Origin of the sequence: Nocardioides okcheonensis, from assembly GCF_020991065.1 — a bacterium.
In the GTDB taxonomy this organism is placed as follows: Bacteria; Actinomycetota; Actinomycetes; order Propionibacteriales; family Nocardioidaceae; genus Nocardioides; species Nocardioides okcheonensis.
In genome coordinates this window covers 252,153-265,796 of record NZ_CP087710.1, presented here as the reverse complement: position 1 = coordinate 265,796, position 13,644 = coordinate 252,153, and the positions used below count along the sequence as shown (strand labels likewise).

At 72.7% G+C, this 13,644-nt stretch carries 10 protein-coding genes; 4 read left to right on the top strand and 6 right to left on the bottom strand.

From position 1 onward, the window contains the following. On the top strand, positions 1 to 819 hold the full coding sequence (locus tag LN652_RS01195) for a class I SAM-dependent methyltransferase (RefSeq protein ID WP_230442896.1): 819 nt from the start codon (positions 1 to 3) through the stop codon (positions 817 to 819). Here LN652_RS01195 and LN652_RS01190 read toward each other — a convergent pair. From LN652_RS01190 to LN652_RS01175, 4 genes are read right to left on the bottom strand one after another with little or no spacing between them, the layout of a single operon-like run. Beyond that, entirely contained in the window at positions 757 to 2,991 is a 2,235-nt protein-coding gene (locus LN652_RS01190) for a transglutaminase-like domain-containing protein (RefSeq protein WP_230442895.1), read from the bottom strand. The genes LN652_RS01195 and LN652_RS01190 overlap by 63 nt on opposite strands. Then, positions 2,988 to 4,199, bottom strand: coding sequence for a DUF58 domain-containing protein (locus LN652_RS01185; protein WP_230442894.1), 1,212 nt, complete (start codon positions 4,197 to 4,199; stop codon positions 2,988 to 2,990). Before LN652_RS01185 ends, LN652_RS01190 begins: the two co-directional genes overlap by 4 nt. Continuing rightward, a complete protein-coding gene (locus LN652_RS01180; RefSeq protein WP_230442893.1) occupies positions 4,196 to 5,173 on the bottom strand; it encodes an AAA family ATPase in 978 nt (325 codons plus the stop codon). The genes LN652_RS01185 and LN652_RS01180 overlap by 4 nt, the downstream gene beginning before the upstream one ends. Before the next feature lie 38 nt (positions 5,174 to 5,211). Continuing rightward, positions 5,212 to 6,099, bottom strand: coding sequence for a DUF3068 domain-containing protein (locus tag LN652_RS01175; RefSeq protein ID WP_230442892.1), 888 nt, complete (start codon positions 6,097 to 6,099; stop codon positions 5,212 to 5,214). A gap of 130 nt (positions 6,100 to 6,229) precedes the next feature. Between LN652_RS01175 and LN652_RS01170 the strand changes: the two genes are divergently transcribed. After that, positions 6,230 to 7,486: an acyltransferase family protein gene (locus LN652_RS01170; RefSeq protein WP_230442891.1), complete on the top strand. Its 1,257-nt coding sequence runs from the start codon at positions 6,230 to 6,232 to the stop codon at positions 7,484 to 7,486. Here LN652_RS01170 and LN652_RS01165 read toward each other — a convergent pair. Both LN652_RS01165 and LN652_RS01160 read right to left on the bottom strand, forming a co-directional pair. Next, positions 7,462 to 9,153 carry a hypothetical protein gene (locus LN652_RS01165; protein WP_230442890.1) on the bottom strand — a complete coding sequence of 564 codons (1,692 nt, stop codon included), beginning with the start codon at positions 9,151 to 9,153 and terminating at the stop codon, positions 7,462 to 7,464. The genes LN652_RS01170 and LN652_RS01165 overlap by 25 nt on opposite strands. Positions 9,154 to 9,158: 5 nt before the next feature. Next, positions 9,159 to 10,010 carry a 2OG-Fe(II) oxygenase gene (locus tag LN652_RS01160; RefSeq protein WP_230442889.1) on the bottom strand — a complete coding sequence of 284 codons (852 nt, stop codon included), beginning with the start codon at positions 10,008 to 10,010 and terminating at the stop codon, positions 9,159 to 9,161. 155 nt (positions 10,011 to 10,165) lie between these two features. Between LN652_RS01160 and LN652_RS01155 the strand changes: the two genes are divergently transcribed. After that, entirely contained in the window at positions 10,166 to 11,635 is a 1,470-nt protein-coding gene (locus LN652_RS01155; RefSeq protein WP_230442888.1) for a bifunctional glycosyltransferase/class I SAM-dependent methyltransferase, read from the top strand. Continuing rightward, entirely contained in the window at positions 11,632 to 13,644 is a 2,013-nt protein-coding gene (locus LN652_RS01150; RefSeq protein ID WP_230442887.1) for a hypothetical protein, read from the top strand. The genes LN652_RS01155 and LN652_RS01150 overlap by 4 nt, the downstream gene beginning before the upstream one ends.

Below are 13,644 nucleotides of genomic sequence, written 5' to 3'. Positions count from 1 at the left end.
GTGGAGGACCACCTGCCGCAGTCCGTGCGGGTCGAGAGGCGACCGGTCACCGAGCGCGAGTCACGGCTGGCCAACGGGCCCGACTGGGACCGCTACGCCGACGAGTACCAGGCCACCCACGGGGCGTTCCTCGGCGACGCCGGCTTCGTCTGGGGACCGGAGGGGCACACCGAGGACGAGCTCGGCATCCTCGGCGACGTCGCCGACCGCGACGTGCTCGAGGTGGGCAGCGGTGCCGGGCAGTGCTCCCGCTGGGTCCGCACCCGCGGCGGTCGCGCGTACGGCCTCGACCTCTCCCACCGCCAGCTCCAGCACTCGCTGCGACTCGACGAGGAGACCGGGACGGCCGTCCCCTCGGTGCGGGGCACCGCGACCGCCCTGCCCTTCGCCGACGGCTCGTTCGACGTCGTCTTCTGCTCCTTCGGCGCGCTCCAGTTCGTCAGCGACATCGACGACGCGCTGGGCGAGGTCGCCCGCGTGCTGCGTCCGGGCGGCCGGTTCGCCTTCTCGATCACCCACCCCACCCGCTGGATGTTCCCCGACGACCCGGGCCCGGCCGGCCTCACCGCCACGCAGTCCTACTGGGACCGCACGCCCTACGTCGAGATCGACGACGCTTCCGGGGTGGTGTCCTACGTCGAGCACCACCGGACGCTGGGCGACTGGGTCCGGCTGCTCGCCGGCCACCGCTTCACCCTGGCCGACCTCGTCGAGCCCGAGTGGCCCGAGGGGCACGACCGGGTGTGGGGCGGCTGGTCACAGGTGCGCGGCCGGCTGACGCCCGGCACCGCGATCTTCGTGGCGCACCTCGCCCGCTGACCCCCGCGGTGCCCGGCGCCTGGCCCGACCGGCGAGCAGGGAGGACGGGTTCAGGTGGGACCACGTACGCCGTCGCCGGCCCTCGCGGTCGAGCAGGCCGCGCCGCAGCGCCGCGCAGTCCTCCCAGAACCGGGCGCCGTCCCCCGGTGCCGCGGCGACGGGTGCGAAGACGACCGCATCGGCGCGCCGCGCGAGCTCGACGTCCACCCCGAGCGCCCGGGCCTGCGCCACCCGGCTCCAGCCCTCCGGCACCGGTCGGCCCAGGTCACGCGCCGTGTCCAGCACCTCCTGCCAGGCATCGACGTGGAGCGCCGTCGGGTCGGACCCCCGCCGCCGGCGCCGCCGCACCGCCTTCACCACCGGGACGGAGGCCCACAGCAGCAGCACCGCACCCGCCAGCACGGCCGCCGCGACACCGACGACCCACCACGGTCCGTGCTGCTCCTCGATGACCGCGTCGGGCGGCAGGTCGATGTCGGCACCCTTGGGGATCTTGATCTCGGAGTCGTCGACGTCGAGCTCGCGGGTGACCCACTCACCCGCCTCGACGACCTCGTCGCTGTCGTCCTCGGTGTAGGGGTGCACGCCGGTGTAGCGGCTCGGGTCGAGGGTGCGCCACGTGCCGTCGGCGAACTGGAGCTCGACCCACGACTCGACGTCGGACTGCAGGACCGTGCCGCCGCGGCCGGGTGCGGCCCCGACCACCACGCGGGCCGGGACACCGAGCCGCGCGGCGGCGAGGGCCGTCACCGCGGAGTACTGGAAGGGTGTCGCCACGATGTGCCTGGCGCCCATCAGCCGCAGGCCGAGGTCGACGGGTGACTGCGAGGAGGTCCCGCTGAGCCGGACCTCGCCGTTGAGCCGGAGGTAGCGCGCCACCAGCAGGACGCGACGCAACGGCGTCAGGTCGGCGCGGTCGAACGGCTCGAGGAACTGGTCGAGGAACGCGCCCTCGGGCTGGCGCTGGTCGTCGGTGGGCTCCATGGTCGCGTCGCCGGCGCCGAACCCGGTCGGCGGCGCGACGGCCGTGAAGGTGTAGTCGTCGCGCGGGTTCACCCCGCCGACCACCAGGGCGCTGGAGGAGGCCTGGTTGTAGCGGACGTCCGCGAGCTGGGTGCGCCCGTCGGTCGACTCGAGGCGGATCGTGGTGAGCTCACCGAACGTCGGCAGCCAGTCGCTCGTGTAGGCCGGCCGGACCCGCACCCGGACCTCGACCTCCTCGCCGTCGTGCAGCGGGTCGACCTGCGGCGAGATCCGGCGGAAGGTGCCGGACGGACCGGCTCCCGGCGACTCGTCGGCCGCCACCCACGCACCGGGCGTGTAGGCGTCGAGCGCGCCGAACCGCACCCGCGCGCCGTCGGGCAGCCCGCTCACCCTGAGCAGCGGCGCCCGTCCCGCCGAGGGCGCGACCAGCGAGTCGAGCGTGCGCGCCGCGACACCCTCGCCCGCGGGGTCGAGACGGGTCCGGTCGGTCTGGTCGTCGTCCGGCGTCAGCAGCCCCACCAGCCCCGACACCGAGGCCACCACGACCACCGCGACCAGCGTGCCCACCAGCCCGGACCGCACCGACCCGACGACGGCCTCGAGGCGACGGCTGCGTGCCGCGGCCCAGGTGAGCAGCACCACCGTGAGCACGATGCCGCGCAGAACGTAGTGGTCGGGCACCAGCACGGCCATCGGGATCGTGGCCGCCAGCCCGCCCAGCACGGCGACCACGGGGGCGAGCGGACGCCGGGTGGCGACCGCCAGCCAGGCGGCCGGGAGCGCGGTGAAGAAGCCGATCGCGTAGGGCAGCAGCATCACGCTGCCGGAGGCCTCCACGGGAGGGAGCGTGCTGACGAACAGGCGCGGGGCCGACCACGTGTCCCCCAGCACCCGGCTCATCGTGTCGACCGTCGGCACGACCCACGGCCCGGGACGCCGCAGGGCCGCCAGGGCGCCGAGTGGCGCGTAGGCGAGGACGGCGACGAGCGCGTAGAGCCACACGCCGTCCGCGGACCGCCGCAGCGTCCAGGCCAGGACGAGGAGGAACACCACCGGCACCAGCCCGGCCACGAGGTAGGCGCGCGACCAGAAGCTCTCGTCGAGGAGGGTCAGCACCAGCGCCATCGCGCCGACGACGACGAGCGCGTCGACGACGGTCGAGCGTCCGTCCTGCGGCCCCGAGGTCATCGTCGTCCCCTCGCCATCAGCTCCGGCAGCAACGCGAGCTCGGGCACGACGACCTGGTGCACGCCCGCCGCGTCGTCGGTCGCCGCCCGGCCCTCGCTGTCGGCGCGGACCACCAGCCAGTCGACGCCCTGGCCGAACCGGCCCGCGGCGGCGTGCAGGTCGGCGACGGTGCGCGCGGCCCCGGTCACCTGGACCACCAGGCCGGTGCCGCTGACCGCGCCCGCCGCCTCCGCGGCCAGCGGGAGGTAGCGGTCGTCGCGCGCGGTGACGAAACGGCAGCTCGCGTCGGTCATCTCGGCCGCGCTCCGCCCGCGGGCGACGTGCGGCCCGCACCGCAGGTAGGTGTCGAAGTCGTCACGCACGGCGCGCAGCGCGACCGAGGCCGCCACCGACACCGCCAGCTCGAAGTCGCGCAGCCGCCGGTAGGACCCGGCGCAGTCGTCGAGGAGGATGGTCACGTGACCGCGCCTGGTCTCGTGGTACTGGCGCACCAGCAGCTCGCCGGCCTTGGCCGAGCTGCGCCAGTGGACGTGGCGCAGGTCGTCACCGGGTGCGTACTCCCGCAGGGCGTGGAACGCCAGGTCGCTCATCGACAGCTGCTGGCTGGTCGCGCCGTCCAGGTCGTTGGTGAGGCCACCGGCGAACACCGAGAGCTCGACCACGCGGGGAGCGACGAACAGCTCGGTCGGGGTGCCGGACGACACCCGCCGGCTCACCAGCCCGACCGGGTCGGCCTTCTCGTGCGCGACCGGGCCGACGGCGTGCACCCCTCGCGGCAGGGCGGGCAGCGCGACGGACGCGGTGTGCTCGGCGTAGGGCCCGAGGAACGGGAGCCGCACCGCGACCTCGCGCGGACCGACCGGCACGACGACCTTCGGGAACAGCATCGGCACCGCTCCTGCGTGGACGCGCAGCTCGGCGCTCGCCGTCGCTCCGCCCTCGACCAGCCGGCTCGGGCGCAGGACGAGGGACGTGGACGGCGCACCGGGCAGTGCCTGCCAGGCCAGCCCGACGCCCACCAGGGCGATCGCCGCGACCCCGAGCTGCACGAACTCCTGCCAGTTGAGGGCGACGGCGACGGTGAGGGTGAGCACCCCCGTCAGGAGGACGCCCCGGCCGAGCGGCGTCACCAGCCGCGGCCACCTCCGCGCGGAGGCCACCAGCGGGGCGAGCCGGCCGCCGGGGCGGACCGGGCTGCGTCGGCTCACGCGCCGCTGCGGGGCACCGGGACCTGCGCGAGCAGGTCGTCGATGACCTGGTCCGGGGTCAGGCCGCCGAACGCGGCGCCCGACGACATGAGCAGGCGGTGCACCAGCACCGGGTGGGCCAGGGTGGCGACGTCCTCGGGCACGACGTGTCCGCGTCCCTCGGCGAGCGCCCACGCCTTGGCGGTGCGGACCCACGCGAGCGCGCCGCGGGTGGACAGCCCGATGCGGACGTCGGGGAGCTCACGCGACGCCTCGGCGAGGCGCCGGACGTAGGCGATGAGCGACCGGTCGACGTGGACCATGTCCGCGAGCTGCGACATCTGCTGGATCTCGGTCGTGCTGATGACCGGTCCGAGCCCCGCGGCCCGGTCGCGCACCTGCGACTCGGCCAGCAGCATCTCCGTGGACTCAGCGTCGGGGTGGCCGACGCTGGTGCGCATCAGGAACCGGTCGAGCTGCGCCTCCGGCAGCTGGTAGGTGCCGGCCTGCTCGATCGGGTTCTGGGTCGCGATCACCATGAACGGGCGGCGCACCTCGTGGGTCCGGCCGTCGACGGTGACGTGCCCCTCCTCCATCACCTCCAGCAGTGCCGACTGCGTCTTCGGCGAGGCGCGGTTGATCTCGTCCGCGAGGACCACGCTGTGGAAGATCGGACCGGGGTGGAAGGAGAACTCCCCGTGCGCCTGGTCGTAGACGGTCACGCCCGTGACGTCCGACGGCAGCAGGTCCGGCGTGAACTGGATGCGCGCGAACGAGCAGTCCAGCGACTTCGCCAGGGCGCGGGCCAGCATGGTCTTGCCGGTGCCGGGCAGGTCCTCCAGGAGGAGGTGCCCACCCGACACCAGGCAGGTCAGCGCGAGCCGGACGACGTGCCGCTTGCCGAGCACCGCCGACTCCATGTTGCGGGCCGCGCGGTCGAACGTCTCGGAGAACCACCGGACGTCGTCGGTGTGGACGGTCGCGATGTCAGGCATGCGGTGGCTGAGCTACCTCTCGGGGCCGTGCGGCGGGCTCAGGCGGCGGAGCGGCGACGCATGAGCTGCAGCGCGATGCCGATCAGCAGCGCGGGGATGCCGACGATCCAGCCGATCAGCGGGACGGTCTTGGTGACCAGGTCCAGCGCGCTGGCGTTGGACTTGGCGTCGTCGGCGTTGCCCGCGATCTGGTCCTCGGTGAAGCCGTAGTCGAGGATGAGGAACGGGTTGCCGTCGGAGTCGATGCGCTGCTGCTGCTCGGACTGGTTGATGATCGCCCCGGTGGTGGGGTCGATCCAGATCTCGCGCTGCACCGAGTAGGTGCCCTGCACGCCGTCGCTGAGCTCGATCGGGGCGTCGGAGACGTCGATGGCGTAGACGTAGGTCTCGAGCCCGTCGACGTCCTCCGTGCGGTCGTAGACGGCGTCGACCGCCTCGCCGGCGAAGCCGTCCCAGTACTGGTAGGTCTTCTTCTCCGCCTCGAAGGGCCACTTGTTGATCAGGCCCTGCTTGTCCTCGGCGCTCGGCGGGAGGTACTTCGGGTCGTCGACGGCGAGCGCCGTGCGGCGGTCGGTCGCGAAGTTGTCCGTGCTCGCCGAGACGAGGCGCTCCTCGGGGTCGTCGGCGCTGACGCACTCGTCGATGCCGCCCTCGTCCTTGACCAGGCAGCTGGAGTTCTGGAAGACGATCACGTCGGAGTCGGAGCGCTCGGAGTCGGCGCGCGTGACGCTGAAGGCCTTGACCGGGAACTCGGTGGTGCCACCGTTGCCGTCGGAGAGCTCCGCGGTCCCGTCGAGCAGGGTGAGGCTGTCCGTGTCGAGCGGCGTCTTCATCAGCCTCCCGGGGGCCCAGAACTGGGCCAGGATGGCCAGGGTGACCAAGAATCCACCCAGCACCGACAAACCGATGCCGAAGCCCTTGCGCATAGCGTTTTTCCTCCCGGTCGCCTCAAAGTCTGGGCGACTCTAGCAGCGAAGTGACTTCCCGGTAGCCAATCTGACACGCACTTTTTCGCACACTCCTCGCGACCCCTCGCGGCGGGGTTAGAGTCCGCGCATGTCGATCGTGAGGAGTGCCCGGCCGCGGGCGTCGCGCCCCGCAGCCCGGAGCGAGGTGGGCTCCGAACGGCTCCGCGCCATGGACAGCCTGCGCGGCCTCGCGATCGTCGTCGTCGTCCTCTCCCACGGCTGGATCCTCTGGCCGATCGAGTGGATCGACGCGCACGCGTGGGTGCGGCCGGTGTTCCGCAGCGGCAACTTCGCCGTCACCATCTTCTTCGTCGCGACCGGCTTCCTCGTCCACCGCTCGCTGGCCGCGCACGGCCTGGCGAACATGAACCCCGCGGTCGGGATCGTGCGCCGCGTCCTGCGCGTGGCGCCGGTCGTGCTGGTCGCGGTGCCCGCGGTGATCGTCGCGGGTGCACTGGTCGACGACCCCAACTCCAGCAGCACCAACGCGAGCACCACCTTCCACGTCTTCACCTACACCTGGAACTGGTACCTCCAGACCGACGCGATCGACTCCCGCTGGGACCTCGGGCACCTCTGGTACCTCTCGGTCGACATGCAGGCCTTCGTCGCCCTCACGCTGCTGCTCTACTTCGTGCGCCGGCGACCGGTCGCCCAGGTGGCCAGCCTCACCGGGCTCCTGCTGCTCCTCACGTGGTGGCGCATGCACGTCGCCGACCTCGAGTCGGTGATCAACGTCCTGCTCCGCACCACCGCTCGCATGGACGCCGTCGTCGTCGGGGTGCTGCTGGGCGTCGTGCTCACCTTCGTCCCGCCCGGGCGGTTCTCGCAACGGGCGCTCACCTGGACCGGGGGCGCCGCGCTCGTCGCGCTGGTGCCGCTCTTCTGGTACTGCTCCGACGACGCCCGCTTCCTCGGCTGGGGCGTCACCCTCCTCGAGCTCGACGTCGCCGTGCTGCTCGGGTCGATCGCCCTCGGCGGGCGGGTGCTGACGACGCCGCGGCTGTCCGCGCTCAGCTTCCTGGGCCGGCACTCACTGGTCATCTACGTCTGGCACTACCCGGCCTTCGCGGCCGTCGAGGCGCGCACCCGGTCGTGGGACTGGCCGCCGCGGGCCGCGGTCGCCCTGGTCGTGACCGCCGCCCTCTGCGTGGCCACCCACTACCTGCTCGAGCGGCACGTCGCGCGCCTGCTGCGACACCCGGCCTGGCTGCGGCTGCGGCCACGGACCCCCGTCGCCCCCGCCGCCGACCCGCGCCGGGACGACCTGGCTGCCGACGACCTCTCGGTGCCGGTCGCCGCCGCACCTGCGGACGGGGCTCAGGACACGAAGCAGAACGTGTAGGTGCCGCCCGCGTCGAAGGTGACGGCGAGGTCGGCGAGCTGCGCGGTCGTCGCGACGTAGGTCCACTCCTCGGGCGCTGCCCTCCACGTCACCGGGTCCGAGGTCAGGTCCTCGTCGGGACGCGAGAGCACGGTGGTCACCGAGCCGGCTGGTCCGCGGAAGCGGAAGCCGGCGCCGAGGTAGCTGGTGAGCACCAGGGTCGGCGTCGCGTTCGTCGCCTGGAACGTCCGGCAGCCCGCACGCCCGGTCACCGCCGGCGTGAAGGAGTCGGTGTCCAGGCGTGCCGGCGGGGCCAGCTCGACCTCGTCGCCGGTGACCGTGACGTAGTAGTTGCTCTCGGCCTCGAGCCGGTCCTGCTCGGACGGGTCGAGGTCGGGGAGCTCCGAGCGCAGGGCGGGGTCGGCCAGCCGGGCCAGGTCCTCGCCGCTGATGTAGGAGCCGCGGATGGCGTCGTTCAGCAGCTTCTCCCCTGCCTCCGACGCGAGGATCGTGCCAGCCAGTCGGGACCGGGTGATGTCGCCGATGTATTCCGTCTGCTGGGTTACGCGGTACTGACCGAGCGCCGCGTGCACTACCCCGAGGCACGCCACAACACCGACCAGCACGTACGCCTGTCGCCGGCCGTGGGCGTCCACCACCCGTGCGGCCGCCCGGACGGCGACGTCGAGGAGCAGCGCCAGCCCCGGGAGCAGGAGCGCCAGCACGACGTAGCGGTAGCGGCTGGTCGTCACCTGCTCCATGCCGTACGGCACCTGCGCGACCGCGCTGACCACCGCGTGGAACAGCGCAGCCACCAGGCCGGCGACGGCCGCCTGGACCAGGATCGGGCGGCGCCTTGCCGTGACGACGATCGCCATGACGACGCCAAGCATCAGTGCGGGGCCCGCGCCCCAGCCGCCGGAGACGTCCTCGAAGGGGGCCACGACCAGGGCGGCAGCCGCTCCGGGCACCTGCAGGACCTCCTCGCGGCTGAGCAGGATCCGGGTGGATCCGCGGCCCCACACGGCGTACCACGCGAGGAAGGCGACCGCCGGGACCGCGACCACCCGCAACATGGCGACGAATCCGCGCGACAGCGCGAAGACCCCGACCCACACCGCGGCCACCACACCGCCGAGGGAGATCGTCACCGCGACGAGCAGCAGCAGGCCCGCCACCAGGCACGCGCGCCCGTCGACGTCGCGGCGCACGAGCACGAGCATCGCGATCGCGCCGAGCAGCACCGACGACGTCAGGGCGACCGGTGCCTCGACCATGAACGCCTCGGACCCTGCGCCGTAGGTCAGCAGGACGAGCGCCGCGACGAGCGCAGCCACCCTGCCGGCGCCGAGGCGGCGCAGCAGCCGGTGCAGCACGACGACCAGGGCCAGGTGCACCAGCACCGTGAGGGCGAGGTAGGGCCAGTAGGCGGTGAGCCCGACGAGCTTGAACGGCAGCAGGTAGACCAGCACCAGGGTGAGCTGCCAGTGCGACGCGTGCGGCGCCATCAGGCTCTCGGTGCCGCCGGGCGCGCCGCCGCGCTCGACGTAGTAGTGGAGGAGGTCGCCGCTGAACCAGCCCCGGCCGCCCAGCCACAGCGCGACGCCCCCCTGCACGGCGAGTGCCGCGAGGAGGACCCACGAGTCCCAGCCGAGGTGCGGGGGCCGGCGTCGCCGCCGGCCCGCCACGCCGGTCACCTGCGCTTGCGCAGCTTCGAGAGCCGCCCGAGGACCTTGTGCGCGGCCTCGTCGGAGATCCCGAGGCGACGCTTGAGCCGGTCGTAGACGTCGAGCACGGTGCGGTCGGCGGCGATCGCGGCCTTGCGGGCGCGACCCTCGTCGGGGCGCGCCTGGTAGTTGGTCGACCGGCGCACCGGCGCGGCCTCCTCGGTGAAGTAGTACATCGCGAGGGAGCGGCGGGCCACGTCGGGCGGGCAGGTCAGCCCGTCCGGGTGGCCGTGGAAGGAGTCCGCGGTGGTGGTGAAGACCAGCATCCGGTTGCCGGCCGGCGTCACGGTGCCCTGGCACGCGGTCATCGCCGGGTCCCAGAGCTCGAGCTTGCCGCCCCAGTCGTCCTCCCACTCCTCGTTGAGGTAGAGCAGGATGTTGACCCGCCGCGCCCAGTTCTCGTGGGTGTGGTGGGTGGTGAAGTCGGCGTGGATGTTGAGGTGGCCGCCGCGCTTGGTCATGTGCAGCCCGCCCCCGTCCATCGTGTAGTCCGGGATCAGGTTCGCGATCCCGGTGAGGTCCTCGAGGTAGGCGACGAACTCGGCCGAGCAGAACTCCTGGGCGACCGCCTGCAGGCTCTCGGCCCACGTGTCGGGATCGGTGTTGCTGAACTTGGTCTCGTTGACGTGGAGGTAGCCCTTCCAGAACTCGTCGTCGATCCCCGGGAAGTCACGGACCGCGGCGGCGAACGCCTCCGGCCGGAGCACGTCGTCGAGGACGACGTGCGGGAAGGGTGTCGCGGACTGGTACTGCGCGGCCGTGGCGTCGCGGCCGGCGTCGAGGCGCGTCATGTCGACGAGCTGCAGGGCGGTCTCCATGGCGCGCATCATGCCACCACGACCGGCACCGCGAGGAGCACTCCCGAGGCTTCCCCAGAACCGCGCCTGCGGAGGCTACCGACGGGTTACACTCGGCCGGTTCGTGAGGCGCTCGTCACGTGGAGCGCCCGCCTGCACGCCTTGGAGGAGTGCCCGTGAAGTCTGCTGACGTGCCGGAGGTCACCGGCCAGGAGGCCCGCACCCCTCGCGTGGGCGTGCTCGTCGTCGCCTACAACGCCGCCTCGACCCTGGAGCGCACGCTCTCCCGCCTGCCGGAGTCGTTCGCCGCCTCGGTCGACCACGTGATGGTCTGCGACGACGCGAGCCAGGACGACACCTACGAGATCGGGCTGCGCTTCCGTGACACCGCGACCTTCCCGGTCACGGTGGTCAAGCACGAGCGCAACCTCGGCTACGGCGGCAACCAGAAGGCCGGCTACCGCTGGGCCATCGAGCACGGCCTCGACGTCGTGGTCCTCCTCCACGGGGACGGCCAGTACGCACCCGAGTGCATCGAGGACCTCGTCGCGCCGCTGGTGAGCGGCGAGGCCGACGCGGTCTTCGGCTCGCGCATGCTGGAGAAGGGCGGCGCCCGCTCCGGCGGCATGCCGGCCTACAAGTTCGTCGGCAACCGCATCCTCACCGGCTTCCAGAACGCCCTGACCGGGCAGCGCCTGTCGGAGTGGCACTCCGGCTACCGCGCCTACCGCACCGACTCGCTCAGCGACCTCGACCTCGCGTCGTACTCCGACGGCTTCGACTTCGACACCGAGATCATCCTCGGCCTCGTGCGCGCCCGGAAGCGGATCGTCGAGGTGCCGATCCCCACCTATTACGGCGACGAGATCTGCTACGTCAACGGCATGAAGTACGCCCGCGACGTCGCCGGCGACGTGCTGCGGCACTGGGCGAACGAGCGCGGCTTCGGCGGCGGCGTCGCCTCGACCGAGTCGGACCTCTACGAGCTCAAGGCCACCGGCTCCCACGGCGTGCTGCTCGAGTGGCTGTCCGGGCGCGAGCCGGCCAAGGTCCTCGACGCCGGCTGCTTCGACGGCCGGTTCGCCGACCTCGCCCGGCGCCAGGGCCACCACGTGACGGGCCTCGACCGCCAGAAGCTCGACGGCGTGGCCGACCGGGTCAACGCCTTCATCGAGGCCGACCTCAACCAGCCGCTGCCCGCCGCCATCCGCGCGGAGTACGACGTCGTGGTGGCCGGCGACATCCTCGAGCACGTGATGGAGCCCCAGCAGCTCCTCGACGACCTGGTCTCCAAGCTCGTCCCCGGCGGGGAGATCCTGGTGTCGGTCCCGAACTTCGGCCACTGGTACCCCCGCGGGCGGATCGCCGTCGGCAAGTTCGACTACGACCAGCGCGGTCCGCTGGACCGCGGCCACGTCCGCTTCTTCACCCGCACCACCATCGAGCGCCTCTTCGCCGAGTCCGGTCTGCGGGTCGTCGAGCGGCGCACCGTCGGCACCCCGTTCGACGCCGTCATCGACGGGCCCGGCACCCCGCCGGCGCGGCGCAAGGTGGTCAACGGCGTGACGCGGGCCGACCAGGTGATGGTCCGGGCGTGGCCCCGCCTCTTCGGCTACCAGTTCCTCTACCGACTGGAGGTGGCGTGACCGATCCCGACCACCAGCGCCGGGTCATCAGCACGTCAGCAGGGCTCACCATCGGTGGCATCGTCCACCTCCTCACCCTCTTCAACGTCTCACGCGATCTCGGGCGCACGGCCGCGTCCGGCTTCTTCTCGGGGGTCTACGAGCTCCAGGCACGCGCGTTCCTCGACGGGCGCATCGCCGTGCCCGACGGCAGCATGGCCATCGAGGGGTTCATCCGCGACGGCGTGACCTACATGTACTTCCCGCCGTTCCCGGCATTGCTGCGCCTGCCGGTCCTGATGACCACCCGCGAGTTCGACGGCAAGCTCACGCTCCTGTCGATGGCGCTGGCCTGGATCGTGTTCGTGGTCTGCACGACCAAGCTCGTGTGGTGGCTCCTCGCCCGCGTCAGCGGGTCGTCGCAGGTCTCACGCGGCCAGGCGTGGCTCGTCGGCGTCTTCCTCGCCGCCGCGAGCGGCGGCACCTTCATGACCTACGACGCCTCGCTCCCGTGGGTCTACCACGAGGTCTACGCCTGGGCGATCGCCGCGTCCGTGGGCGCGCTCTACTGGCTGCTGCGGGTCCTCACCGCACCCGGCTGGCACGAGGTGCGCTGGCTGGGAGCGTTCTGCCTGGCCGCGATCGGCACCCGCGCGACCGCGGGCTGGGCCCTGTGCCTCACCGTCATCGCGGTCGCCGCGTGGTTCGCGGTGCGGCGCACCACCCCCGCGCGGCGGCGCATGTGGTGGGGCATCCTGCTCGCCGGAGCCGTCCCGCTCACCGTGTCGATCCTCTACAACCTCCACAAGTTCGACCACGTCTACATGTTCCCGCTGCAGGACCAGGTCTGGACCCAGGTCAACGCGCACCGGCGCGAGGCGCTGGATGTCAACGGCGGCGCCATCACCGGCCTGCAGTTCTTCCCGACCGCCTTCCACGCCTACCTGTGGCCCACCGGGATCCGGTTCGTCGACTACTTCCCCTGGATCACCCTGCCCGCCCGGCCGCCGGAGGCCCTGGCCGGCGCGTTCGTCGACCAGGCCTACCGCACCGGCAGCGCCACCGCGTTCATGCCGTTGCTGATGCTGCTGCAGATCCTGTCGACGGTGGTGGTCTGCTCGCCGCGCGCCCCCGAGCGCGTGCGGGTGCTGCGGGTGCCGATGATCGCGGCGGTGCTCATCACCGGCGGCGTGATGGCCTACGGCTACTTCGCCGCGCGCTACGCCAGCGAGTTCGTGCCGGCCCTGGTCCTCGGCGGGGCCATCGGCACGGCGCTGATCGGCCACCACGTGCGGAGCCGTCTGACGTTCCGGGTCGTGGCGGTCGCGGCCACCGGGCTCGCGGCGTTCTCGGTCCTCGCGCAGCTCGCCATCGGCGTCAGCACCGCCTCGGTGGCCGCGCGCGGCCCCGACCTCGAGCGCTACCTCGAGTGGCAGCGCGCCGCGACCCCGACCGCCCAGGCCCGGCTGGTCACCTTCGCCGACTCCCTCGACGGCGGGCGCACCGACGAGCTCCGCGTCGTCGGCGACTGCGACGCCCTCTACCTCAACACCGGCGACGCCTACGAGCCGTGGACCACCGTCCAGGCGCGCGGGCGTGCCGTCCGGATCCGTCCGGACGGGCGGCTGCGACCGGGTCGCGTCCCCCTCTTCCGGATCGAGGGCACCCAGGACACCGTCCTGCTCGAGGTGACCGACGAGCGCGAGCTGCGGTTCGTGCTCACCGGCGCGGACGGCGAGTACGGCGCGAACCCGTTCGACTTCCCGCCGAGCGGCCACGCCGACCTCGACCTGCGCAACCAGACCCAGTTCGGCTACTACGAGATCTCCGCGATGCCGTCGGGGCCGGTCGGCTTCCTCCGCTCGACCGCCACCGATGACGACTGGTACACCCGACCCGCGCCGCTGGAGTGGATCGGCTCCGACCTCGCGGCCGAGCGGGTCGGCGTCAGCCTCGAGCAGCTCGAGGGCCTGGACATGCCCCTGTGCGAGGAGCTCGCCGGCGCTGCCCGCGCGCTCGCCGGGACCTGA